Source organism: uncultured Hyphomicrobium sp. (genome assembly GCF_902826555.1).
Classification (GTDB): domain Bacteria; phylum Pseudomonadota; class Alphaproteobacteria; order Rhizobiales; family Hyphomicrobiaceae; genus Hyphomicrobium_C.
This window is the reverse complement of sequence record NZ_CADEFI010000010.1, coordinates 33023-58055: the sequence shown is the minus strand read 5'-3', so window position 1 is coordinate 58055 and position 25033 is coordinate 33023. Positions and strand designations below refer to the sequence as shown.

Below are 25033 nucleotides of genomic sequence, written 5' to 3'. Positions count from 1 at the left end.
GCCTGCAAGTCCTTCACACATCGCTCAATCTCGGCTTCGCTCGCGGGAGGTCTGCTGTCATGCGCAGATCTAATGTCTCCGTGCTGCGGCCGGCTGATCCCATCATCGACATCGCCATCCCCGGCGCCCGCGGCGCTGAGCGCCTGATTGGCCTCGGGTTCCGCTATTGGGTGTCTGGCTACAAATCCGGCGATATCGTCCGCTGGGAGGACGCGTGGCGCATCTACTCGCAGGCGCTCGGTCCCAACGCGGCCCGCACGGCAGTCTCGGAGCTTTCTGCCTGGGTGCGCGCCGTGAGCGCGGCTGCACGGCGCGAGATCGAGGTCTGCGCCGGCGACCGCGACGGCTTCTGCCGGGATGAGAGCCTGGCGCTTTCCATGATCGCGGCCTGCCAGCACAACACGTGCCCTGCCATGCGCGCTTGCGCCTTCGCGCTGATCGAGAGCTCGCTGATCGACGAGGTTGTCCATCACGCCGAGAGCTTCGCCGTCACCATGCGCGGCCTCGACCAAGTGCTTTCGCCGGGATTGATCGTCAACGCCGCGGCATATGCGGCGGCGAACAATGACGCGGCGTTGAGACAGTAGAGCGGCAGGAAACATCGTCATGATCGTCTGTTCCTGCCAGCAAGTCTCTGATTTCGATATCGAGCTCGCGCTGTTGGATATCCTGAACGAGCCGGAGGCGCCGATCCCGACGCCTGGCGTCGTCTACCGCTATATGCAGAAGCGTATGCAGTGCTGCGGTTGCGCGCCGCTCGCGGTCGACGTGATCTACGCCAAGCTCGAGGACCTGGAAGCGCGTGGCCTCGTCTGCCCTTATCGCAGCTTCTCGACGCGCGAGCGCCTGTTGCGCCTGCAGCAGCAGCGCTCCAAGCAGCCCGCGATGGCGCCTGATGCCGCGGTCGAAACGGTCGAGTGACCCGTTGGTTGCCGTTGGGTCTGCAGTGTCGTCCCCCCTTTCCCATGGGATTTGTCCGGCATAAACATCGAGGGCTTTGATCGCCCGCGAGGAGTGACGCGTGAGTTTTTACCGGCCGTCCCATCTGCTCTTTGTAGGCCTTCTTCTGGCGCCGATAGCCGTCGTCGGCGCATCGCGGTGGCCCGCTCATGCACTGCCGATCCGCAAGTCCCACGCCACGATGGTGCTCGATACCATCGACAAATTCATCGTTCCGCGCGCGGAAGCACTGACCACGACGACGGGAGAGCTTGCGGCCAAGGTCGACGCGGTCTGTAAGGCGGGCGGCGACGAAGTCTCCCTCAAGGCTGCTAAGGCCGCCTTCGCTGAGACAGTTCGCGCCTGGAGCGGTCTCGACTTCGTGCGCTTCGGACCCGCCACCCGCGAGCATCGTCTGGAGCGCGTTTTTTTCTGGCCCGATCCGCGCGGCTTTGCGTTCCGCCAGTTGAACGGTCTCGTGGCGGCCAGAAAGCCGGAACTGCTCGCGCCCGGCGCGCTCGCGACGCAAAGCGTTGCCGTACAGGGGCTCACTGCGCTCGAAATCCTGCTCTACGACGACAAGGCGCCCCTCGGCGCTTCGGCCGACGAGGCAGGCAAATACCGCTGTGCCCTTGCGACCGCCATTGCCGCCAACGTTCATGCCGTGGCCGGCGAGATCCGCGATGGCTGGATCGGCCCCGACGGCTTCCGCATGAAGATGGTGACGCCGGGTTCCGACAATGAACTCTATAAAGACTCCTCGGAGACCGTGCGCGAGGTGATGAAGGCCCTCGTGGCCGGCATCGAGCTTTGCCGCGATCGCTTCATCATGCCGGAGCTGACGGCGGTCACCGCGACGCCGCCGCGACGCGTACGCCTCGCCTTCGAATCCTCACACCTGACAGGCGAGTATCTCGCGTCCTCCCTCACATCCCTGAAGGAGCTTTACGACTCGATCGGTCTCGATGCCTACGTGCCCGTCGATAAGCCGTGGATGACGAACTTTCTGCCGACATCCTGGAACAGCCTGCTCGCCGACGCCAAGATGCTCGACGAGCTGCGCGCCAACGAGCGCGGATCCGAAGCCCATCTTCACGCCTTGCGAAAGATGCGCTTCGACCTCTCCGGCATCCGCCAGATTATCGTCAAGGAGCTGGCGCCCAACGCTGACATCGTCATGGGGTTCAACGAGCTCGATGGCGATTGACCGCCGCCAGTTCCTGATCGGGTCGCTGGTGACGCTTGGCGCTGCGCATCACGCGCTCGCGGCCGAAGGATTGAACGGGGCGAGCGCGTCCACCGCCTATGTGTCCGGCGCCCGCTTGGCGGACGGCACCTATGCCGTGCTCGTCATCGGCGAAGACGGACGCATCCTGCGCGAGATCCCCATGTCCGCGCGCGGACATGACATTGCGGTTCACCATGGGACCCGTCGTGCCGTCATCTTCGCGCGCCGTCCGGGATTCTTCGCGCTGGCCTTCGACGTCGACGGCCGGCGCGAGCCGGAAGTTTTCGCGCCGCCCGAGGATCGGCACTTCTACGGCCACGGCGTATTCGCCAGCGATGGACGTCTGATCTACGCCACCGAGCACGACATTGACACCGGCGACGGGATGATCGGCATCTATGACGCGACCGGCGGCTGGCGCCGTGTCGGCGAGTTCCCCTCTTACGGTGTTGGCCCTCACGAGGCGATTCTGCTTTCGGACGGCCGCACGCTCGCCGTCGCCAACGGCGGCTTCGGTAACGATCCTGCGACCGGCCGCGAGAGCATCGGCGTTGCCGACATGCAACCCAACGTCACGTTCATCGATACTGCGACCGGTGCTCTCAAGGCGCGCCATGGCCTGCCCGTTTCCATCAACCTCTTGTCGCTGCGCCACCTTGCGGAGACGCCGAAGGGCGACATCTGGTTCGGCTCCCAGTGGCTTGGCAGCCTCGAGGACGCCCCGGCTCTCGTCGGCCGTGTCGGGCTCGACAAGCCGATCGCGGTGCTGGAAACCGCGGACCCGCTCGGCATTGCGCTCAAGGGCTACATCGGCGCTGTGGCTGTGAGCGGCGACGGCCGGCTGCTTGCGGCCTCGGCCCCGCTGGCGGGTGAGGTCGTGTACTTCGACACCGAGACCGGAAAAATCGCCCGCACGATCAAGATCAAGGATAGCTCGGGCGTCACGGTCGGCAGCTCCGCCGCGGCCTTTGCCATGAGCACCGGCCAGGGTGTGGTGCGCTTTGACGGCGATGGCCTGGCCCGGACCGTGAATTTCGCCGGCGCCGAGTTCGACAATCACCTGCGCCGCGTTTGACGCCTCGCGCGTCCGACCTTAGAAGCGTGGAAGTCTTCCCTTCGGCCGGGACGAGATGCGCCTTTCCTCGCTCATGACGGATACCGGGATCGTCGCCGCACCTGCGGGCGCCGACGGCATCGATGTGGCCAGTATCACGGCCGACAGCCGCCGGGCGACGCCGGGTGCGCTGTTCGTCGCGCTCGCGGGAACCAAGGCGGACGGCGCAAGGTTCATTGCCGATGCGGTGGCGAAAGGCGCCGTCGCCGTGCTCGCGGGAGAGGGGGCGGCGGTTCCCGACGCTCTGTCCGTCCCGGTGTTGCGCGCCAGGGAGCCGCGCCGCGCACTGGCGCTGACGGCCGCTCGCTTTTATGGGCGCCAGCCGGAGATCGCCGTCGCTGTCACCGGCACCAGCGGCAAGACATCCGTCGCCGAGTTCACGCGCCAGCTGTTCGCGGCCGCAGGCCGTCGCGCCGCGTCACTCGGCACCATCGGCGTCGTGAAGCCGGACGGCGCCGTCTATGGCTCTCTCACCACGCCCGACCCCGTGACACTCCACGAGACTCTGGCCGGACTCGCCGACGAAGGCATTACGCACTTGGCCTTCGAGGCCTCGTCCCACGGCCTCGATCAGTTCCGGCTCGATGGCGTCAAGATCGCCGCTGCCGCCTTCACGAACCTCGGCCGCGATCATCTCGACTATCATCCCACGGTCGAAAGCTATCTTGCCGCCAAGTTGCGCCTCTTCGACGAGCTGCTGCCCGACGGAGCCCCTGCGGTGATCAACGTCGATGGCCCACGCGCCGAGGATGTCGTCGCTGTCGCGCGCCGCCGCGGGCTGCCGGTCGTCACGGTCGGCGCCATGGGCGATACGGTGCGTCTCGCGCGCCTGGCCCGGGATGAATTCACGCAGGCGCTTTCCATCGTGCATGCGGGGCGCACCTACGACGTCCGCCTGCCGCTCATCGGCACCTACCAGACCGCGAATGCACTGGTCGCCGTGGGGCTCGCACTCGCCGTTGGCGAGGATCCGGCCGTCGTCATCCCCGCGCTTGCGGCCGTGAGCGGCGTCAAGGGCCGCCTCGAGATCGTCGGCGAAAGGAACGGCGGCCTCGCTGTCGTCGACTACGCCCACAAGCCCGAGGCCTTGGAGGCTGCCCTCGACGGCGTTCGTCCGTTCGTCAGCGGCAAGCTCATCTGCGTCTTCGGCTGTGGAGGCGATCGCGACCGCGGCAAACGCCCCATCATGGGGGCCATTTCCGCCGAGCGCGCCGACGTGACCATCGTCACTGACGACAATCCGCGGACGGAGGAGCCGGCCGCCATCCGCGCGGAAATTCTCGCCGCGGCACCGGGGGCAACCGAGATCGGCGATCGCGGTCAGGCGATCCGTGCCGCCGTCGCCATGATGCAGCCGGGGGATGTCGTCCTCGTCGCCGGCAAAGGCCACGAAACCGGCCAGATCGTAGGTCAGAGGGTGTTGCCGTTCTCGGATCACGATTGCCTGCGCCAAGCGTTGCTAAACCCCTGAGCATAAACAACAAGAGGGCGTCTCATTGAAGGCGCTTGGAGCACGATTGATGTCGAGTGCCCCCCTGTGGACCTTTGACGATCTCGTTCGTGCCGCAAACGGCCGGCCCGAAAGCGCGACCGGGACGCCCATCACCGGCCTCTCCATCGACACCCGCACCCTCGAGCCCGGGGATCTGTTCGTTGCGCTCAAGGACCAGCGGGACGGGCACGACTTCGTCGGCAAGGCGTTCGCGGCGGGAGCATCCGCCGCTCTCGTGTCGGAGGGCTATCGAGCGCAGCCGGGTGACGGGCCTCTGATCCGCGTGCCGGATACGCTCCATGCCCTCGAAGCCATCGGCCGCGCTGCCCGGGCGCGCCTCCGCCCCGAAGCGCGCGTTATCGCAGTCACCGGCAGTGCCGGAAAAACCGGCACCAAGGATATGCTGCGCGCGGCGCTATCCCGCGTCGGCCCGACACACGCCGCCGACAAATCCTTCAACAACCACTGGGGCGTGCCGCTGACGCTCGCGCGCATGCCCGCCGCGACCCGCTTCGGCATTTTCGAGATCGGCATGAACCATGCGGGTGAGATCACGCCGCTCGTCGGCATGGTCCGGCCGCACATCGCCATCGTCACCACCGTCGAGCCCGTGCACCTCGCCCAGTTTCCGAGCGTCGAGGCCATAGCGGAGGCCAAGGCCGAGATCTTCACCGGGCTCGAGCCGGGAGGCACGGCCATCATCAATCGCGACAACACGCATTTCGAGCTGCTGCGAAAGCACGCCGAGGCCCAAGGCGCGCGCATCGTCTCCTTCGGCCAGGACGCGCGCGCCGACGTGCGCCCCAAGGTGCTGGAGCTCTCCTCCGAAGGAACCGCCATCGAGGTCGACATCGGTGGACGGCCGCTCCGGTTCCGTGTCGCGGTGCCGGGGATCCACATCGCGCGCAACGCACTCGCCGTTGCCGCCGCCCTCGATGCCGCCGGTGCCGACGTCGAAGAAGCGCTGCCCGCGCTGGCCACGCTGGCCCCGCCGCCGGGCCGTGGCACCCGCACCGAACTCGTGCTAGATGGCGGCAAAATTCTCCTGATTGACGAAAGCTATAACGCCAATCCCGCGTCGATGCGTGCGGCCCTCGCCGTGCTCGGCACAGTGCCGAGGGCCGCGTTTGGCCGTCGCATCGCCGTGCTTGGCGACATGCTGGAGCTGGGCGTGCAGGAGAAAACCCACCACACCGCCCTCAAGGAAGCGGTTGACGCTGCGGGCACGGATCTGGTTTTTGCCTGTGGGCCGAACATGGCGCACCTTTTCGCGGTCCTCGCGCCGGAAAAGCAAGGAGCCTGGACCCCGGCGTCCGATGCCCTGAGCGAGCGGCTGTTCGCGGCGCTCGCGCCGGGGGACGTCATCATGATCAAAGGGTCGAACGGCAGCCGCATGGGCCCGCTCGCTGAGGCCCTGCGGAAGAAGTTGAGTAGCGCGTAGCGCGGGGGGCCTCGGAAACGAGGGAAAGGGAAGACATGCTGTACGAGCTCGTGGCCTTCAGCGATCAGATCGGCATCCTGAACGTCTTCAAGTACATCACGTTCCGTACGGGCGGCGCGATCTTCACGGCCCTCCTGTTCGTGCTTCTGTTCGGTCCCGGCATCATCGATCTCCTGCGCCTGAAGCAGGGCAAGGGCCAGCCCATCCGCGAGGATGGCCCCCAATCGCATTTCTCGAAGAAGGGCACGCCGACCATGGGCGGGCTCATGATCCTGGCCAGCGTCACGGTCGCAACGCTGCTCTGGTCGGATCTCGCCAATGTCTATGTCTGGGTCGTGCTTCTGGTCACGCTCGCCTATGGCGGCATCGGCTTCTACGACGACTACCTGAAGGTGACCAAGCAGCAGTCGAGCGGCTTTGGCGGCTGGGCGAGGCTCGGTCTCGAGATGGCCGTCGCTGCGGCGGCCGTCTACGTCATCATGGATCTGTCCGTGCCGGACCTCGCCGGCAAGCTCGCGCTGCCGTTCTTCAAGACGGCGCTGCTCGACCTCGGCGCCATGTTCATCATCGTCGGCATGTTCGTGATCGTGGGCGCCGGAAACGCCGTCAATCTGACCGACGGCCTCGATGGTCTCGCCATCGTCCCGGTGATGATCGCCGCTGCCACCTTCGGCCTCATCTCTTACCTGATCGGCAACTACAAGTTCGCGGGCTATCTGCAGATCCACCACGTCGCGGGGACCGGCGAGCTGGCGGTGATCTGCGGTGCTCTGATCGGCGCCGGCCTGGGCTTCCTGTGGTTCAACGCGCCGCCCGCCATGATCTTCATGGGCGACACCGGCTCGCTGGCGCTGGGTGGTGCCCTCGGCACCATCGCCGTCGCCACCAAGCACGAGGTCGTGCTCGCCATCGTCGGCGGCCTCTTCGTGCTGGAGACGCTCTCCGTCATCATCCAGGTGACGTCCTTCAAGCTCACGGGAAAGCGCGTGTTCCGCATGGCCCCGCTCCACCACCACTACGAGCAGAAGGGCTGGAAGGAGAGCACCGTCGTGGTCCGCTTCTGGATCATTGCCGTCATCCTGGCCCTGATCGGCCTCGCCACTCTGAAGCTCCGCTGATTTCGGCTAGCCTCACCTCATGATTCGCGTGACGACCTTCAAGGATCGCTCCGTTGCGGTGTTCGGGCTCGGCGCCTCGGGCGCAGCCACCGTGCGCGCTTTGGAAGCGGGAGGTGCCAGCGTCGCCGCCTGGGACGATAGCGAGGCGGGCCGCAAGGCGGCGGCCGACAGCGGCGCCACGCTCGTCGATCTCGCAACGGCCGACTGGTCCGGGTTCACGGCTCTCGTTCTGGCGCCCGGCGTGCCGCTCACCCATCCCGAGCCGCATTGGACCGTCGTGAAAGCGCAGGCCGCCGGCATCGAGATCATCGGCGACATCGAGCTGTTCTTTCGCGAGCGCGCCGCCGTTTGCCCGCAGTCTCCCGTCGTCGCCATCACCGGCACCAACGGCAAGTCGACCACCACCGCGCTCGTTGCGCACATCCTCCGCCAGTTTGGCAACGACGTCGAGATGGGCGGCAACATCGGCCGCGCCGTGTTGACGCTCGAGCCGCCGGCCGTGAATCGCATTCACGTGCTCGAGCTGTCGAGCTTCCAGATCGACCTCGCGCCGAGTGCGGATCCGACCGTCGCCGTGCTGCTCAACGTTACGCCCGACCACATCGATCGCCACGGGACGGTCGAGCACTACGCCGAGGTGAAGCGCCGCCTCGTCGAGAAGGCGCAAGACGCCGCCGTCGTCGGTGTCGATGACGACTGGTGCATCGCGATTGCCGACAGGCTTCAAGAGGCAGGCACGAACGTGCGCCGCATTTCGGTGCGCGGTGCCGTCGCCGACGGCATCTCGGCGCACGACGCAAAGCTTTTCGAGCACGATCGGGAGCGCGCAGACCTCAATGGCATCGCGACGCTCCGCGGCGCGCACAATTGGCAGAACGCCGCCGCCGCTGTTGCCGCCGTCGAGGCCCTGCCCGCGCGCTTCCGCGAGTCGGGCGACCTGCAGGCGGCGCTGCAGAGCTTCCCCGGTCTGCCGCACCGCCTCGAGGTCGTGATGAAAATCGGCCCCGTCGACTTCATCAACGACAGCAAGGCCACCAACGCGGATAGCACCGAGAAGGCGCTCGCGTCCTTCCCCGGTGACATCTACTGGATCGCGGGCGGCAAGCCGAAGGCCGGCGGCATCACGACGCTCGCATCGTATTTTCCGCGCATCGCCAAAGCCTACTTGATCGGCGAGGCGGCGGAGGAGTTTGCGGCCACCTTGGGCGGCGCCGTTACCTTCGAGCGGAGTGGCACGCTCGATGTCGCCGTACGCCGCGCCGCGGCGGATGCGCTCGAGGCGGGCAAGCCGGGCAGTGTTGTGCTCCTTTCGCCCGCCTGCGCCTCCTACGACCAGTTCAAGAACTTTGAGGTGCGCGGCGACGCCTTCAAGCGCCTCGTCGCCGAGCTGGCCGGCGAAAAGGCGCGCCCATGAAATTCTCGCGCGCCGACAGAAGCCGGCTCGCCGAATGGTGGTTCACGGTCGACCACGTCCTGCTCTACGCCATCCTGATCGTCGTCGCGACCGGCCTCGTGCTCTCGATCGCGGCGAGTCCCGCCGTGGCCTTGAAGAAGGGCCTCCCCGCCTACTACTTCGTCGAGCGCCACGTCCTGTTCTCGGCCTTGGGCGTCGCCATCATGTTGGCCGTCTCGCTTCTCGCGCCTCCGTCCGTGCGTCGCTTGTCGCTCGTCGTGCTCGCCGCCTCCATGCTCGGGCTCATCGCGGTGTACGTCTTCGGCGAGGAGATCAACGGCGCGCGTCGCTGGCTTTCCATCGAGGGCCATTCGGTGCAGCCGTCGGAGTTCGCCAAGCCCGCCTTTGTTGTTGTCTCGGCCTGGCTGCTCGCCGAGGCCCGGCGTCGTCCCGACATGCCGGCCCGTCCGCTTGCGTTCATTCTGTTTGCAGCCTTCGCGTCCTTGCTCGTCGTGCAACCGGACGTCGGGCAGACCATGCTCGTGACCGCAGTGTGGATTGCCATGTTTTTCGTTTCTGGCGCCGCCATCAAGGGCGCAGCGCTGGCTGCCGTACTGGGTGCGGGCGGTCTCTACGGCGCTTACCTCTACTTTCCGCACGTGGCCTCCCGCTTCGATCGCTTCTTCGGGCCGCAGACAGGCAGCGACTATAGCCAGGGCGAGCGGGCCATTCGCTCCTTCGTCGAGGGCGGCTTTCTCGGTCGTGGCCCGGGCGAAGGCACCATCAAGACGTCGCTCCCCGACGCCCACACCGATTACATCTTCGCCGTCGTCGCCGAGGAGTATGGCGCCGTCGCCTGCCTCGCGCTGTTGCTCCTGTTCGCGTTCATCGTTTTTCGTGCGCTCCGCCACGCCGAGAGTGAGCCCGATCCGGCGACGCGCATCGGTACGGTCGGCCTTGCGCTGATGTTCGGTTTCCAGGCCTTGATCAACATGGGCGTCAACGTCGGGTTGCTGCCGGCCAAGGGCATGACGCTGCCGTTTCTATCGGCCGGCGGCTCGTCCATGCTGGCCATCTCGCTGACACTCGGTATGCTGCTGGCTCTCACCCGCCATCGTCCGGACGCGGACCGCCTCAAAAAGCCCGCATTGATGCCAAGCCTTCCGAGCCTCAACTCCCGATCGACCGCCACCAACGAGCCCCGAACGTGACGCGCGAGCTGCCTCCCATCCTGCTTGCCGCCGGCGGAACCGGCGGGCATCTGTTCCCTGCCTTTGCGCTCGCCGAGGAACTCGGCCGCCGCGGCTACCCGGTGGACCTTGTCACCGACATGCGCGGCGACCGCTACGGCACCGGGTTTCCGGCTCGCTCTGTCTATCAGTTGCCGTCGGCGACTCCGGGCAGCAAGAGGAACCCGATCGCGCTCGCCCGCGCCGGCTTCACGCTCCTGCGCGGCATCCGCAAGGCGCGAAAGCTGCTACGCAACCTGAAGCCGGCCGCCGTGGTGGGCTTCGGCGGCTATCCCACCATCCCGCCGCTTGTCGCCGCGCGCATGCTGGGCGTGCCGTCCATCGTTCACGAGCAGAATGCCGTGCTCGGGCGCGCCAATCGCGCGCTCGCACGCCACGCCGCCGCCGTCGCCACATCGTTCCGCAAGACGAAGAAGCTCGATGGCCCGCTCGCCGGAAAAGCGCGCTTCACCGGCAATCCGGTCCGCGACGCCGTCATCGAGGCGGCGAAAACCCCCTATCCGCCGCTCGATCCGGGCGGCCCTTTGCACCTTCTCGTCTTTGGCGGCAGTCAGGGCGCGCGCTTCTTCTCGGAAGCCGTGCCGCCGGCTCTGGCCACGCTCCCGGCCTCCGTCCGCCAGCGCTTGAAGCTCGTGCAGCAGGCCCGCGCGGAGGATGTGGCGGAGGTGACGTCACAAACCGCCGCCGCCGGTATAGACGCTGAGATCGCCCCGTTTTTCAAAGGCTTGCCCCAGACGATGGCCGGCAGCCATCTGGTCATTGCCCGTGCCGGAGCGTCCTCCGTGGCCGAGCTGGCCGTCATCGGACGCCCGTCGATCCTCGTACCTTTGCCGCATTCTCTCGACAGTGATCAGCTCGAAAACGCGACCAATCTTGCCGAATCGGGGGGCAGTTGGTGTATCGAGCAGAGGGATCTTTCGCCGCTGCGCTTGGCCACGGAGCTCGGAAAGCTGTTCGAGCAACCCGAGAAGCTCGCCGCCGCCGCGGCCCGGGCGAAAGCCCAGGGTCAGGCAGGGGCCGTAGGGTTGCTCGCCGATCTCGTCGAGGACGTGATCGGGAAGCGCCGGGCTTAGGCGAGAGCGTCATGGCTTTGACGATACGTCACACGGACGGCGCCTCGGACGCGACCTACTCTCGGGGCCGCACGAAATAGGATACACCACGCATGCAGATGCCCCGTGACATCGGGCCGTTCCACATCATCGGCATTGGCGGCATCGGCATGAGCGCCATCGCCGAGATCCTCCTCGCCAAAGGCTATAGCGTTCAAGGTAGCGACCAAAAGGAGTCGGCCAACGTGCGCCGCCTGCGCGCCAAGGGCGTGCGCGTGTTCGTCGGCCACGATGCGGCGAACCTGGAAGGCGCCGGACAAGTGGTCATCTCCACTGCGGTGAAGCCGGCCAATCCGGAGCTCGTCGCCGCCCGCGCCAAGGGACTGCCGATCATCCGCCGCGCCGAGATGCTGGCCGAGCTGATGCGCCTCTACGCGACGGTCTCGGTCACCGGCACCCACGGCAAGACAACGACCACCTCGCTGATCAGCACCATCTTCGAAACCGCAAAGCTGGATCCGACCGTCATCACCGGCGGCATCATCAACGCCTGGGGCTCGAATGCGCGTCTCGGCACGGGATCCTGGATGATCGTCGAAGCCGACGAGAGCGACGGCACCTTCACGCGCCTGCCCACCGAGATCGGTGTCGTCACCAACATCGATCCCGAGCACCTCGATTATTTCGGTTCGGTCGAGAACATGCACCGGGAATACGAAGCCTTCTTCCGCAACATTCCTTTCTATGGCCTCGCCGTCACCTGCATCGACCACCCCGTCGCGCGCGACATGGTCCAACGCCTCGCGTTGCGGAGTGACGGGCGCCGCCTGCTGACCTACGGCACGCTGGAGGACGCCGATCTCGTCCTGCGCAAAGTCGAGAGCGATGGCCACACGACACGCATCGACGCCGATCTCGGCGCCCGCGTAAAGGGTGGGCCGCGCGCCATTCGAGCTTGGACGGTGCCGATGCCGGGCCAGCACAACGCTTTGAACGCGCTCGCGGCCATCGCTGTCGCCGCCGAGGCAGGACTTTCCGACGACGTCATCCGGGCGGGGCTCGCAGCCTTTTCGGGCGTCAAGCGTCGCTTCCAGCTCACGGGCACATGGAACGGCGTGCAGATCTTCGACGACTACGGCCACCACCCGGCCGAGATCGCAGCCGTGCTCGAAGCCGCTCGTGCCGGCGCCCGCGGCAACGTCATCGCCGTCGTCGAGCCGCATCGCTACACACGCGTGCGCGACCTCTTCGGCGAGTTCGCATCCTGCTTTCGCGCTGCCGACAGTGTGGTCGTGACACCGCTCTATAGCGCCGGCGAGGCGCCCATCGACGGCATCAACCCGCAGACGCTCGCCGACGCCATACGTGCCACGGGCCACGCCGAGGTTTCCACCATCGACGACCCGCGAGAACTGTCGGAAGTCGTAAGCCGCGTCGCGCGGCCCGGCGACATGGTGATCTGCCTCGGGGCCGGCAACTCCACCGAATGGGCTCACGCGCTACCCGAGTGGCTGGCTGCCGCCGAGCCCCGCCGCGCCGGGAGCGCCCACTAAGTTGACCTTCCCCGACATCACCGCCGAGTTGAAGGAGCGCATGCCCGAGCTGCGCGGCCGTCTCGCCGCCAACGTCGTGCTCGCCGACATCACCTGGTTCCGTGCCGGCGGCCCGGCACAGGTGCTCTTCACTCCCGCCGACGAGGCGGACCTCGCCTATTTCCTGAAGCACAGGCCGGAGAACCTGCCGGCCTTTGTCATCGGCCTCGGCTCCAACTTGCTGGTCCGCGACGGCGGCGTTCCCGGTGTCGTCATCCGCCTCGGCCGCGGCTTCGCGGAAATCAAAGTCGAGCCCGGCCATCGCCTCCGCGCCGGCACCGCCTGCCCCGACGTGAAGGTTGCGCGCGCGGCAGCAGACGCCGGTATCGCCGGCCTCGCCTTCTATCGCGGCATTCCAGGCTCCATCGGCGGCGCACTACGGATGAATGCCGGCGCACACGGGCGCGAGACAAAGGATACGCTGGTCGAGGCGCGCGCCGTCGATCCGCAAGGCAACGTTCACGTTCTTTCGCTCGCTGACATGGGGTTCACGTATCGCCACAGCGCCGTGCCGGCCGACTGGATTTTCACCGAGGCGCTTTACGCGGGCGCGCCCGGCGACCCCGCGGCGATCCTGCGCGAGATGGACGAGGTTGCCGACTACCGCGAGAAGAACCAGCCGATCAAGGAGCGCACCGGCGGCTCCACGTTCAAGAACCCGCCCGGGTCCAGCGCTTGGAAGCTGATCGACGACGCCGGTTGCCGCGGGTTCCGCGTTGGCGGCGCGCATGTGTCGGAGAAGCACTGCAACTTCCTCATCAATGATCAGAGCGGCACCGGCGAGGATATCGAGCGCCTGGGCGAGACGGTGCGCGCGCGTGTGAAGGCCAAATCGGGCGTCACGCTGGAATGGGAAATCATCCGCCTCGGGCTTCCGCGCGACGGGCGCCCCGTGGGCGAGGCGCTGGCGGATCGGGTGGCATCATGACCGGAAAGTTGGGCGAGGCGCCGCAGCGCACGTTCGCGCATGTCGCGGTGCTGTTCGGCGGGCTCTCCGCCGAGCGCAGCGTCAGCCTGCGCTCGGGCGAGGCTGTGGCAACGGCCCTCGAAGGCGAAGGCTATCGCGTCACCCGCATTGATGTCGGCCGCGACGTCGCCAGGCGCCTGGACGAGGTGCGCCCCGACGTCTGCTTCAACGCGCTCCACGGCCGTATGGGCGAGGATGGTTGCATCCAGGGTATCCTGGAGACGATGGCCATCCCCTATACGCACTCGGGCGTTCTGGCTTCGGCCCTCGCCATGCACAAGGAGAACGCCAAGCTCGTCATGCGCGCGGCGGGTGTTCCGGTCGCCGAGGCGAAGCTGGTCTCACGGGCGCAGGCCGCAGAGGCGCACGCCATTCCGCCGCCCTACGTGGTGAAGCCGGTCGACGAGGGCTCGAGCGTCGGCGTCCTCATCGTCCGTCCCGGCGACAACGGCTGGGCCAAGCTGATCCGCGACGGTGGACCGGCCGACCAGATCGTCATGGTCGAGCGCTTCATTCCGGGTCGCGAGCTGACCTGCGCCGTCATCGGCGATTTCGCGACCGAGGTGATCGAGATCGTCCCGCAGAAGGGCCTCGCCTTCTATGATTTCGAGGCCAAGTACGCGCCTGGCGGCTCCAAGCACGAGCTTCCGGCCGATATTTTACCGAATGTTTACCAGTTGATCCGGAAATACACGTTGGCGGCGCATGCGTCGCTGGGCTGCCGTGGTGTGTCGCGCGCGGACTTCCGCTTCGACGATACGGCAGGGGGGACTGGCGAGCTGATCTGCCTTGAAGTGAACACGCAGCCGGGCATGACCGGGACCTCGCTGGTTCCGGAGCTGGCTGCATATGCGGGCTGGTCGTTCGGCGAGCTCGCGCGATGGATCGTCGAGGACGCGAGTTGTTCGAGGTAGGCCAGAGCCGGACCACACGATTGCAGGCGCACGATGCGTCCCTGCACTCCCCCGCTCGCGACCTGAACTCCACCCGCAAGACATCGCTTCTTTCTTGGCGCGCCGGCAAGCGGTCGCGCCTCCTGCTCGCAGCGTTGGGCCTTGGGCTGCTGCTCGGCGCAGCCGAGGAGGCCATGCGCCATTCGGGTCACGCGGAAAAGCTCGAGCGCCTTGCGCGCGTGATGGGCTTCGGGATCGACCAGGTGACACTCCGCGGTCATCGCTTCAGCTACGATCGTGACGTCTTCGACGCGCTCGACCTCGCCAATGTGCGGACCTTTGCCGCCCTCGATACTGCAGCCGTGAAGAGCCGCATCGAGCGCTTGCCCTGGATCGACACGGCCGAGCTGACGCGCGTCTATCCCGGCCGACTCGACATCCGCGTCACCGAGCGCAAGCCCTACGCGCTGTGGTCGCGCGCCGACAGCCTCTACCTGATCGACAGGACAGGCCGCGTGCTGGCCGCCATAAACGGCGAGACGCTGCCGCACCTTCCACGCTTCGCGGGTGAAGGCGCCGCGGTCGAGGCCGCGGACTTCATGGAAACGGTAGCCCGCTACCCCGAGATTGCCGGCCGTCTCGCGGAAGCCGAACGCGTTTCGGAGCGCCGCTGGAGGCTGAAGCTCGACAACAAGGCGACACTCGAGCTTCCCGCGGACGGCGAGATCGGCGCTCTCGAAGCGATCACGCGCGACGCGGAGCTGGCGAAGCGCGTCGCCGCAGGCCAAGCCACGCTGGATTTCCGCGGCCCCGGCCGTGTCGCCATCCGCCCCGAGGCGGACGCTTCAGCATCGACTGCTGCGCCGAACCCCGGTTCCTGAGGCGAGGAGGGGCGATGGCGCGCGAAAAGTCGAAACGGCGCAGCAGCGGATCGAGCCGCATCGCAGGCGTGCTCGACATCGGCACCAGCAAGATCGCCTGTCTGATCGCATCGGTGGAAGCGTCGGGCGTGCGCGTCATCGGCGCCGGTCATCAGCGTGCCGAGGGCGTCAAGGCCGGCGTCATCATCGACCTCGATCGGGCCGAACAGGCCGCGCGCGCCGCCTTGGCCCAGGCCGAGCGCATGGCCGGTGTCGAGCTCGGCGAGGTCGCCGTCTCGGTCTCCTGCGGTCGCCTCAGCTCGCACAATTTTACGGCCCGCGCCGAGATCGCCAACGGCATCGTCGACGAATCCGACATTCTCCGCCTCATGCGGGCGGCTCAGGCTTATGTCGAGCGGGACGGGCGCGCGCTCGTGCACATCAACGAGGTGGCCCTGCGTCTCGACGGCATGCCGGGCTCGCGCGATCCGCGCGGCATGGCGGCGCGTGAGCTCGCCTGCGACCTGCACGCCGTGACCGCAGACGAGGCGCCGCTGCGCAACCTTCTGACGGTCGTAGGACGCTGCTATCTGGAACCCGCAAGCCACGTTCCCGCCGCCTATGCCAGCGCCCTTGCCGTTGCAACCGAAGACGAGCGTCGCCTCGGGGTCACCGTCGTAGACATCGGCGCCGGCACCACGAGCCTCGCCATGTTCGCCGACGATCGCTTCATCAACGCCGGCTCGGCCCCGATGGGGGGCACGCAAATCACCTTCGACATCGCCCGCGCGTTGCATACACCCCTTGCAGAAGCCGAGCGAATCAAAGCGCTTTATGGCACAGTGATCTGCGCTCCGTCCGATGAGCACGACGCCTTCACCTATCCCACCGCGGGAGACGATCAGGGCGTCATGTTTCACATGACGAAAGCCGAGCTGGCGGAGGTCGTCAGGCCGCGCGTGACGGCTATATGCCATCACCTTCGGCAGCGACTGGCGGAGTGCGAGATGACGGCCTATGCCGGCCGCAGCATCGTCCTCACCGGAGGCACGAGCGAGCTGACCGGCCTGGCGGATTTCATGGCCGCGGAGTTGGGGCGGCCGGTACGCGTAGCAGGTCCTCAGGCGATCGAAGGGTTGCCGCCTGCGTTTTCGAGTTTGGCGTTCTCGACCGTCGTCGGGCTGCTCGTTGCGGAGACGCAGGGAGGTGCCGGTCGGCGGATTTACCGCGATCGCAGCGACGGGCAGGACAGCTATTTGAAGCGCGTCGGCTCATGGTTGCGTGAGGGGTTCTAAGCGGCTGGCAAGGGGGCCGGTCGGTGCGAAATGCCGGGAAGCCGCGCGCTGTGGAGATATCTCCCGCGCGTGAACGGGGGCCAAACAAGCATGGCGGGCAGTCATCCGGATCCATCGGATCTGAGACCGAAGCTCACGGTGATCGGCGTCGGCGGCGCAGGCTGCAACGCCATCAACAATATGATCGCCACCGGCCTCTCGGGCGTGAACTTCATCGTTGCCAACACGGATGCCCAAGCGCTTGTCGCTGCCAGCACGGATCGCCGCATCCAGCTTGGCGCCGAGCTGACCGAGGGCCTGGGCGCCGGGTCGCGCCCCGAGATCGGCGAGGCGGCGGCCGAGGAGGCCATCGAGGATATCCGCCATCAGGTTCAAGGCTCGCACATGGTCTTCATCGCCGCCGGCATGGGCGGCGGCACCGGGACCGGAGCCGCATCCGTCATCGCCCGTGTTGCGCGTGAGCTCGGCATCCTGACCGTAGGCGTGGTGACGAAGCCCTTCCTGTTCGAGGGCGCCCGACGCATGCGCATCGCCGAAGCTGGCGTCGCCGAGCTGCGCAACTACGTCGACACGTTGATCGTCATCCCGAACCAGAATCTGTTCCGCATCGCGAGCCCCAAGACCACCTTCTCCGAGGCCTTCGTCATGGCCGATCAGGTGCTCTATTCGGGCGTCGCCTGCATCGTCGACCTGATCCTCAAGGAAGGCCTCATCAATCTCGACTTCGCCGATGTGCGCACCGTCATGACCGGCATGGGCACCGCGATGATGGGCACCGGCGAGGCCACCGGAGAAGGCCGCGCCACCGCCGCCGCGGAGGAGGCCATTTCCAATCCGCTGCTCGACGACGTGTCGCTGCGCGGCGCCAAGGGCCTTCTCCTGTCCATCACCGGCGGCCCCGACCTCACGCTCTACGAGGTCGACGAGGCTGCGAGCCGCGTGCGCATGGAGGTGGATCCGGAGGCCAACATCATCGTTGGCGCCACCTACGACCCCACCTTGGGCGACCGCATCCGCGTCTCCATCGTCGCCTCGGGCATGAGCCGCGCCGGCGAGGCCGAGCGCGCTCCGCCGGCGCCGCCCGAGAATTGGTCGCGCGTATCGAAGCAGCCCGCGCCCGCAGCCCGCTCCGGCCCGCCCCAAGGCGCGCGCCAGCCGTCGTCGGGCAGCAACTTCATTCCCGATCCGCGCGATCAGCGCAGCGGCGCCCACGATCTCCAGCAGCGCCTCACCGAGGCCCTGCAGCAGTCTCCGCCCGGTCCGCCGGTCGCACCGCGAAACCCCGCTTCGGAGCCCGCTCGTGCACGGGCTGGCACGCCGTGGAGGGGGCCGGGCAGCGTCACGATCGAGGACGGGCCGCCCCAGCTCCATGGCGCCACGCCGCCGCCTCTTCCGCAGGGCTATGCCGCAAGCTACGACCAGGACGCCGGCTTCGCGCCTCAGGCGCCGGCCCAGGTCCGCCGCCCAGTCTCTCGGCGCCTTCCGGAGGCCCCCCAGAGTTATGTCCCGCCGCCCGCGCACCCGACCTACGCGCCCGATGACGGAGGCTATGCGGACGCCCACTCCGTCGGACGCCATGCCCAGCCGGCGGCGGAGCCCAAAAGGCGCCTGGGACTTTTTGAGCGGCTCGCGGGCCGCGTCCGCGGAGCAAGTGATTCGGATACACGCCAGCGTGATTCTCATGATCCGTATGCGCAAAGCCGCAATGCGGAGCCGGTGACGCACAGCGGCCACGAGTCCTACGATCGCCACGACCATTCGGGCGATCCGCAGCATCGCGATGAGCAAGGCACTGAGATTCCCGTATTTTTCCGCGAACGTCGCCGCTAGGCGTGCCGCCGCGGAGCCCGCATGTAGAGCCTGCTGGGCCGCGTTTAGGATACGTAACACACCGTAAGAAAGCGTGATTTGTCCCACAGCGGGACGGGGGCTATCGTTTTTTTATTACGACCGGTTCGCACGACAACCGCATCACCCACCTGCCTGTTCGCTTCGGCGAAAAAGAGCCTACCGCAAGAGTAGTCTGGCAGGGAAAAAACGGGGAAAGGGGTGCGCGGCAGGCGAACTTAGGCCGGGGGTGGCAGACCGTCCGTGGGGGCGGAGTGCCGGGGAAGGCATCGAGGGACGGCGCAGCATGTCAAATCGATTCATTGGCGCGCGACAGACGACGATTGCTCAAGAAATCCAAGTTCACGGCACGGGGGTGCACAGCGGAGCACCGGTTTCGGTGAGACTGCATCCGGCAGGCCCCGACACTGGGCTCCGTTTTGTTGTCATGAAACGCGGTCGCGTCACCGCTGAGATCCCCGCCAAAGTCTGCAACGTCAAGAATCTCACGCTCTGCACGGTCATCGGAAACGAAAGCGGCGCCACCGTCTCCACCGTCGAGCATCTTCTCGCCGCCCTCCGCGGCCTCCAGATCGACAACTGCCTGATCGAGATCGACAGCAAAGAAGTTCCCATCATGGACGGCAGCTCGGCGCCGTTCGTCGAGGCCATCGACAGGGTCGGCATCCGCGAGCTTTCTGCTCCGCGTCGTTATCTCAAGGTTCTGAAGACCATTCGCGTCGAGGAAGGTGAGTGCTGGGGCGAGCTGTCCCCCCATTCGGGCTTCCATCTGGACGTCGAAATCGATTTCCCCTCGCCGATCATCGGCCAGCAGCGCCTGTCGCTGGAAATGAGCCCCGGCGTTTTCCGCAACGAGCTTGCCAACGCCCGCACTTTCGGCTTCATGAGCGACGTTGAGCGCCTTTGGAAGGCCGGCCTCGCGCTCGGCGCCAACCTCACCAACACCGTTGCCATCGGCGACGATCGCATCATGAACCGCGAAGGTCTGCGCGATCCGATGGAGTTCGTCCGCCACAAGATGCTCGATGCCGTGGGCGACCTCAGCCTGTCTGGCCATCCGCTGCTCGGCGCTTACCGCTCCGTCAAGGGCGGTCACAGGCTGAACTCGCTGGTGCTGCAGAAGCTGCTCGAGGACACCACGGCGTGGTCCATCGTGCAGGCACCTCGGGGTCGCGAGCCTCGTCCGGTCGTTTTCGAGCGCTCCGCCGTTGCGGCTGCCGCCGAATAAGGCCCGCACGGCTGCCAATCCGCGTCCCTGATCCGAGTGGCCAGGGCCGGCATGGACCGCCTGTTCCGGCGCCTCAAAGGCTTGGCTCAAACTCTTGTAAATGAAGCCGGTTTGCATCGGCGAGCCTCATATCAACCACATTGTGATCCTAGCGTGGACGACAGGGGCGACGCGGGCGTTGTCGTCTTCAGGCAGGCCCTGAAGTATGCTAGTCAAACGCCAGCTGGGATGGCGATCCGGGAGTAGGGGATTTTGAAGCGCAAGACGCCAAATTGGGCCGTGGCCGTTGTTTGGTGTGCCATGAGCGGCGCTCTGCTGGCGCTCGCGGGCTGCGCGTCATCGGGTGACGCCACCAGCATCCTCAATGCCGATCCGCCGGAGAAGATGTACGCCGACGCCGACCGCCTGATGAGCAAGGGCAAGTTCGAGGACGCGGCGCGCAAGTTCGAGGATCTGGATCGGTCGCACCCCTATTCGCCGGAAGCGCGTCGCGCCATCGTGCTCGCGGCCTATGCCTACTACAAGGCCGGCAAGACGCCGGAGGCCATCGCCTCCGCGGAGCGCTACACGGTCATGCATCCCGGCACCAAGGACGCGCCGCTCGCGCACCACATCATCGCCTCCTCCTACTTCGACGACATCAACACGTCGAATCGCGATCAGGCGGCGACGCGCAAAGCGCTCGAGCAGCTCAAGATCCTGAAGGCCCGCTATCCCGACAGCACATACGCCAACGATGCCGACAATCGCATCCGCATCTGCGAGGACACGCTTGCTGCGTCCGAGATGGAGGTTGGCCGCTATTACATGAATCAGAAGAACTTCGTAGCGGCCATCAACCGCTTCAAGGTCGTCGTGTCCGATTACCAGACGACCGCGCATGTGGAGGAGGCGTTGATGCGCCTCACCGAGAGCTACATGGCTCTCGGCGTCACGACCGAAGCGCAGACCGCGGTGGCCGTGCTGGGCCACAACTTCCCGCAGTCGAAGTGGTACAAGGACGCCTACGCGCTCCTGAAGTCGGATGGCCTCGCGCCCGCGCAGAGCCAGGATTCCTGGATGACGAAGGCCTGGAAGGCGGTACCCAAGTTCTCGCTCGGCGGCCCGGGCTGAGGGCGTCGTAGCGGCCGTTAATCGCCCGCGGGCGCGTGCCCACCCGGTGCGTCCGCCTCGCTTTTCCGGTATGTAGCCGGCATGCCGAACAAGAAAGCCCCGAAGAGGATCGCTCCACCCCCCGTCGACGCGCTCACCAAGGGTGAGGCGGCGGCCGATCTCGCCCGCCTTGCGGCCGAGATCGCGCATCACGACCGGCTCTATTACCAGTCCGATGCGCCGGAAATCTCCGACGCCGAGTACGACGCGCTGCGCAAGCGCAACGAGGCGATAGAGGCGCGTTTTCCGGCCCTCGTGCGCGAAGACAGCCCCTCGGCCAAAGTGGGGGCGCCCGCATCCGAGACCTTCGCCAAGGTGCGCCATCGCGTTCCCATGCTGTCGCTGGGCAATGCTTTCGATGACGAGGAGGTCGCCGAGTTCGATGCCCGCGTGCGCCGCTTTCTCTCGTTCAAGGTCGATGACACGCTCGTCTTCACGGCCGAGCCCAAGATCGATGGCCTCTCCATCTCGATCCGCTACGAGAACGGAACCCTGGTCGAGGCCGCCACCCGCGGCGACGGCGCCGAAGGCGAGAACGTCACGGCCAACGTGCGCACCATCCGCGAGATTCCGCACAAGCTGAAAGGTGGGAAGATCCCTGAAGTCTGCGAGGTGCGCGGCGAGATCTACATGAGCCATGCCGACTTCACGGCCTTGAACGCAAGCCAGACTGAGGGCGGCGGCAAGGTGTTCGCCAATCCGCGCAACGCCGCGGCCGGCTCGCTCCGCCAGCTCGATTCGACCATCACGGCGGCGCGCCCGCTTCGCTTCTTCGCTTATGCCTGGGGCGAGGTGTCGGCCATGCCGGCAGACACGCAGCACGGCATGGTCGAGGCGTTCGCCAAGTGGGGGTTGCCCGTCAATCCGCTGATGCGCCTCTGTGCCAGTGCCGAGGAGATGTTGGCCTTCTATCGCCAGATCGGCGAGCGCCGCTCCTCCCTGGGTTATGACATCGACGGGGTTGTCTACAAGGTGAACCGCCTCGATCTGCAGGCGCGCCTCGGCTTCGTCTCCCGCTCGCCGCGCTGGGCCATCGCCCACAAGTTTCCGGCCGAGCAGGCCACCACCGTGCTGCGCGATATCGAGATCCAGGTCGGCCGCACCGGCTCGCTGACGCCCGTCGCCAAGCTCGAACCCGTCACCGTCGGCGGCGTTGTCGTCTCCAACGCGACGTTGCACAACGAGGACGAGATCGCGCGGAAGGACGTCCGCATCGGCGATACCGTTGTCGTGCAGCGCGCCGGCGACGTCATTCCGCAGATCGTCCGTGTCATCGAGGAGAAGCGCCCGAAAGGCACCAAGCCGTTCGCGTTTCCGAAAGTCTGCCCTGTCTGCGGCAGCCACGCCGTGCGCGAGGCGGATGACGATCCTTCCGCGGGCGGTGTCGTGCGCCGCTGCACCGGCGGCCTCATTTGCGCGGCCCAGGCCAAGGAACGCTTGAAACACTTCGTCTCGCGCCTTGCCTTCGACATCGAGGGCCTTGGCGAGGAGAAGATCGAGGCCTTCTTCGAGGAAGGCTTGATCCGCCGCCCGGCCGACATCTTCACGCTCGAAGCTCGCGATCGGGCGAGCGAAAATCCGCTGGCGAAGCGCAAGGGGTTCGGCAAGAAGTCGGTCGAGAACCTGTTTCGCGCCATCGATGCCCGGCGCACGATCGGTCTTGAGCGGTTCATTTTCGCGCTTGGCATCCGCCATGTGGGCGAGACCACGGCCAAGGATCTCGCCAGGGCCTTCCGCACCATGGATGCGTTCCGCACTGCCGCCGAAGCGGCCGCCAGGGCCGGCAAGGAGAGCGAAGCCTACAACGACATCGACGACATCGAGGGTATCGGCGAGACGGTGGTCGACGCGCTGGTCGATTTCTTCTCGGAGCCGCACAACGTCGAGGCATTTGACGATCTATTGGCCCATGTCACGGTCGCGCCCTATGAGCGGCCCCAGACGGTCGCGTCGCCCGTCACGGGCAAGACGGTGGTCTTTACCGGCAAGCTCGAGCGTGTCGGCCGCAGCGAGGCCAAGGCCCAGGCCGAGCGCCTCGGAGCGAAGGTCGCGGGCTCGGTTTCGGCCAAGACGGACTTTCTGATTGCCGGTGCCGATGCGGGCTCCAAGCTCACGAACGCTCAGAAGCTCGGCGTCAAGGTGCTGACCGAGGACGAGTGGCTCGCTCTCATCGGCGGCTGAAAACCAACACGGAGGAGCCGTGAGGCTCCTCCGCTCGAAAAGTTCAGTTGGCTCGGGTCGGCTTAGCGCGAGTAGTACTTGTTCATGTACTGCTGCCAGCCCTTCTTGCCGTTGCCGGTGCTCACGGTATCGCCCTTGGCGATGTAGTTGTTCTTGCGCACCTTGGCGATTTCCTTGGGAGCATACTCGGAGGCGATGTCGAGGCCGCGGTCGCGGTCGTTCTCGTACCACTCCTTCTTCTTCTGCTCTTCCTGCTGCTTGGCGAGCTGCTGCTGGCGTGCCAGCTGCTGCTGCTTCGCCTTTTTGGCGCGCAGCGCTTTTGCCTGCTGCGCCTTCTGAAGCTGTGCCTTGCTCGCCGCGCTGCTGTCGGCAGCTGAAGCAAATCCCGCAGGGAGGCTCACCGAGCCGACGAGCAGAACGAGTAACGCAATGGAAGCTCTCGAGATCATGGCCGCGCCCCTTCCTTCTTTCTTGGTCCACATGGCTGACGTCCGGCGTGTGCGGACGGGTCTAATCCGGCCACAGTGGAAGCCTGTCGGCCAGCCGCTGCAACCTATCCGAGACGCAATGTGGCGGAGAAAGATCGCGCGGGCTGTTCCGGCGGGAACAGGTGAGAAAATAGGCGCGAAAATAGAGGTAAGCTACTGAGGAGACGTAGTTCTTTTTGACCAGCCACTATAAGGCCAGACGTGCCCGACCTCGACCGCGTACTCGGGATACCCACGCCGGCCGCTGCCTGCCGAGCCCTTGCTCTTCTGTGTCGTGCGCGCCGGGCGGGCGGTCTTGGATTGGCTCGACTGGGGCGCACGCGCCTCGTCCTTGCCATCCTTGCCGTCCGCCGCGCCGGCTTTCGCCGCCGCGCGCACGCTGTCATCGTCCGACGCAGGCTGCGTGGCGGAGGTCTCGATCTCGTTGTTGCGGGCTTGCGTGCTGCCCTTGTCCTCCGCTGCCAGGGCAACCGGCGGGCTTGCCTGCGCCTTCGGTTCGGCGGAAGCGGACTTCACGGCGAGCTTTTCCTCGCTCACGCGCTTGGCTTCGATGGCGGCGTCGAGAGCCTCCTGCTTGCGCCGGAGCTCTTCTCGGAGTGTAGCGACGGCCGCCTCTGCGGCGTGCCGTGCCCCTTCGGCCTCTGTCAGCTTGTCACCCGAGGATCCAGACCTGGCCTCGAGCGCAATCCGGCGCTGACGCTCGCCCTCGAGCGCCTTGGCGGAAAGAGCCGCGGCCTCTTCGGCCTTCCGCTTCTCACCCCGCACGCGCACGAGCTCCGCGTAAGCGCGCTCGGCATCCTGAGCCGACCGCTGTCCGGCTGCGTCCGCGATCCGGTGCGAGAGATCGGCCTGGATCTTGTCCCCGAACGCCCAGCAGGTGCCGCCGAGAGCAAGCAGAAGCCCGGCAAGGCTCATGAGCATGCGCCGGCTGCGGCGCGGCGCCTTCGACGGCGATGCAACCTCATCCGCCTGCGGGGCGGCCGTGAGGGTCAGGCCCTTGGCCGGATTGTAGGTGCCGAAGTTCCAGATGTGCCCTTGCGGATCGCGGCAGGAATAGCCGCGCCGCCCGAGCCCATCGCTCTTGAGCTCGAGCACGATTTCCGCGCCGGACTCTTGCGCATGCGCGTAGTGAGCGTCCGCGTCCTCGACCACCAGATAGCAGCTCTGCGTCTCGATGCCCCCAACCTCGTCCGGCTGGCGCATGAGCTTGTCGAGATCGGTATCGCGTACGGCTCCCATCATGAGCAGGCTGCCGCGATAGATCATCTGCCCATAGATGACGGCGCCGTCGCTGTCGGAGACGGCGATCTGCTTTTCGAAACCGAATGCCTGCTCGAGCCAGCCCATGGCCTCCGCGAGATCGCGGTAGCGCATCAAGGGCATGAGGTTTGGAGCGGGCAGAGTGCTGCTCGCGGTCATGAAACGCCCCAAAGTTGTGTTGCAGCCGAAATCGCCGCCGTACGCGTGGCGCACGATCGCTGTGGCAAACGGGCTATGCAGCG

General features: G+C 66.5%; 21 protein-coding genes. 19 read left to right on the top strand and 2 right to left on the bottom strand.

The genetic code is table 11. From position 1 onward, the window contains the following. The first annotated feature begins 59 nt into the window (after positions 1–59). The 19 genes from QZV93_RS06785 to ligA all read left to right on the top strand — a co-directional run bounded on the left by QZV93_RS06785 (position 60) and on the right by ligA (position 23043). A complete protein-coding gene (locus tag QZV93_RS06785; protein WP_295557040.1) occupies positions 60–587 on the top strand; it encodes a hypothetical protein in 528 nt (175 codons plus the stop codon). A 19-nt stretch (positions 588–606) separates the two neighbouring features. Beyond that, complete coding sequence (locus QZV93_RS06780; RefSeq protein ID WP_295557038.1) at positions 607–921, top strand: hypothetical protein; 315 nt, start codon at positions 607–609, stop codon at positions 919–921. A 100-nt stretch (positions 922–1021) separates the two neighbouring features. Beyond that, entirely contained in the window at positions 1022–2146 is a 1125-nt protein-coding gene (locus QZV93_RS06775; protein WP_295557037.1) for an imelysin family protein, read from the top strand. Further along, positions 2136–3242, top strand: coding sequence for a DUF1513 domain-containing protein (locus QZV93_RS06770; RefSeq protein WP_295557036.1), 1107 nt, complete (start codon positions 2136–2138; stop codon positions 3240–3242). Before QZV93_RS06775 ends, QZV93_RS06770 begins: the two co-directional genes overlap by 11 nt. A 73-nt stretch (positions 3243–3315) precedes the next feature. Next, positions 3316–4752 (top strand): UDP-N-acetylmuramoyl-L-alanyl-D-glutamate--2,6-diaminopimelate ligase, encoded by a 1437-nt coding sequence (locus QZV93_RS06765; RefSeq protein ID WP_295557092.1) that lies wholly within the window; start codon positions 3316–3318, stop codon positions 4750–4752. A 49-nt stretch (positions 4753–4801) separates the two neighbouring features. After that, positions 4802–6214 carry a UDP-N-acetylmuramoylalanyl-D-glutamyl-2,6-diaminopimelate--D-alanyl-D-alanine ligase gene (locus QZV93_RS06760; protein WP_295557035.1) on the top strand — a complete coding sequence of 471 codons (1413 nt, stop codon included), beginning with the start codon at positions 4802–4804 and terminating at the stop codon, positions 6212–6214. 35 nt (positions 6215–6249) lie between these two features. Further along, a complete protein-coding gene (gene mraY / locus QZV93_RS06755) occupies positions 6250–7332 on the top strand; it encodes a phospho-N-acetylmuramoyl-pentapeptide-transferase (RefSeq protein ID WP_295557033.1) in 1083 nt (360 codons plus the stop codon). A 19-nt stretch (positions 7333–7351) separates the two neighbouring features. Further along, the gene (gene murD / locus QZV93_RS06750) at positions 7352–8746 is read left to right on the top strand and encodes a UDP-N-acetylmuramoyl-L-alanine--D-glutamate ligase (protein ID WP_295557031.1); all 1395 of its coding nucleotides are present in this window, start codon (positions 7352–7354) and stop codon (positions 8744–8746) included. Further along, positions 8743–9936 carry a putative peptidoglycan glycosyltransferase FtsW gene (locus QZV93_RS06745; RefSeq protein WP_295557030.1) on the top strand — a complete coding sequence of 398 codons (1194 nt, stop codon included), beginning with the start codon at positions 8743–8745 and terminating at the stop codon, positions 9934–9936. Before murD ends, QZV93_RS06745 begins: the two co-directional genes overlap by 4 nt. Then, a complete protein-coding gene (gene murG, locus QZV93_RS06740; protein ID WP_295557028.1) occupies positions 9933–11048 on the top strand; it encodes an undecaprenyldiphospho-muramoylpentapeptide beta-N-acetylglucosaminyltransferase in 1116 nt (371 codons plus the stop codon). The genes QZV93_RS06745 and murG overlap by 4 nt, the downstream gene beginning before the upstream one ends. Before the next feature lie 92 nt (positions 11049–11140). Then, positions 11141–12580 carry a UDP-N-acetylmuramate--L-alanine ligase gene (gene murC, locus QZV93_RS06735; protein ID WP_295557026.1) on the top strand — a complete coding sequence of 480 codons (1440 nt, stop codon included), beginning with the start codon at positions 11141–11143 and terminating at the stop codon, positions 12578–12580. Position 12581: 1 nt separating this feature from the next. Beyond that, positions 12582–13547 carry a UDP-N-acetylmuramate dehydrogenase gene (gene murB, locus QZV93_RS06730; RefSeq protein ID WP_295557024.1) on the top strand — a complete coding sequence of 322 codons (966 nt, stop codon included), beginning with the start codon at positions 12582–12584 and terminating at the stop codon, positions 13545–13547. After that, on the top strand, positions 13544–14500 hold the full coding sequence (locus tag QZV93_RS06725) for a D-alanine--D-alanine ligase (RefSeq protein ID WP_295557022.1): 957 nt from the start codon (positions 13544–13546) through the stop codon (positions 14498–14500). The genes murB and QZV93_RS06725 overlap by 4 nt, the downstream gene beginning before the upstream one ends. Then, positions 14467–15360, top strand: a complete 894-nt coding sequence (locus QZV93_RS06720) for a cell division protein FtsQ/DivIB (RefSeq protein WP_295557020.1) — start codon at positions 14467–14469, stop codon at positions 15358–15360. The genes QZV93_RS06725 and QZV93_RS06720 overlap by 34 nt, the downstream gene beginning before the upstream one ends. Positions 15361–15374: 14 nt before the next feature. After that, the gene (gene ftsA, locus QZV93_RS06715) at positions 15375–16634 is read left to right on the top strand and encodes a cell division protein FtsA (protein ID WP_295557019.1); all 1260 of its coding nucleotides are present in this window, start codon (positions 15375–15377) and stop codon (positions 16632–16634) included. 90 nt (positions 16635–16724) lie between these two features. Next, positions 16725–18464 carry a cell division protein FtsZ gene (ftsZ, locus tag QZV93_RS06710; protein WP_295557017.1) on the top strand — a complete coding sequence of 580 codons (1740 nt, stop codon included), beginning with the start codon at positions 16725–16727 and terminating at the stop codon, positions 18462–18464. 304 nt (positions 18465–18768) lie between these two features. After that, positions 18769–19710 carry a UDP-3-O-acyl-N-acetylglucosamine deacetylase gene (lpxC, locus tag QZV93_RS06705; protein WP_295557015.1) on the top strand — a complete coding sequence of 314 codons (942 nt, stop codon included), beginning with the start codon at positions 18769–18771 and terminating at the stop codon, positions 19708–19710. Positions 19711–20010: 300 nt separating this feature from the next. Beyond that, positions 20011–20823 (top strand): outer membrane protein assembly factor BamD, encoded by an 813-nt coding sequence (locus QZV93_RS06700; protein ID WP_295557014.1) that lies wholly within the window; start codon positions 20011–20013, stop codon positions 20821–20823. A gap of 81 nt (positions 20824–20904) precedes the next feature. Further along, entirely contained in the window at positions 20905–23043 is a 2139-nt protein-coding gene (gene ligA, locus QZV93_RS06695; RefSeq protein WP_295557013.1) for an NAD-dependent DNA ligase LigA, read from the top strand. 62 nt (positions 23044–23105) lie between these two features. Here the strand turns inward: ligA and QZV93_RS06690 are convergent, their stop codons facing one another. After that, positions 23106–23492 (bottom strand): hypothetical protein, encoded by a 387-nt coding sequence (locus QZV93_RS06690; protein WP_295557011.1) that lies wholly within the window; start codon positions 23490–23492, stop codon positions 23106–23108. A gap of 192 nt (positions 23493–23684) precedes the next feature. Then, positions 23685–24950: a VOC family protein gene (locus QZV93_RS06685; RefSeq protein WP_295557009.1), complete on the bottom strand. Its 1266-nt coding sequence runs from the start codon at positions 24948–24950 to the stop codon at positions 23685–23687. Positions 24951–25033: the final 83 nt, after the last annotated feature.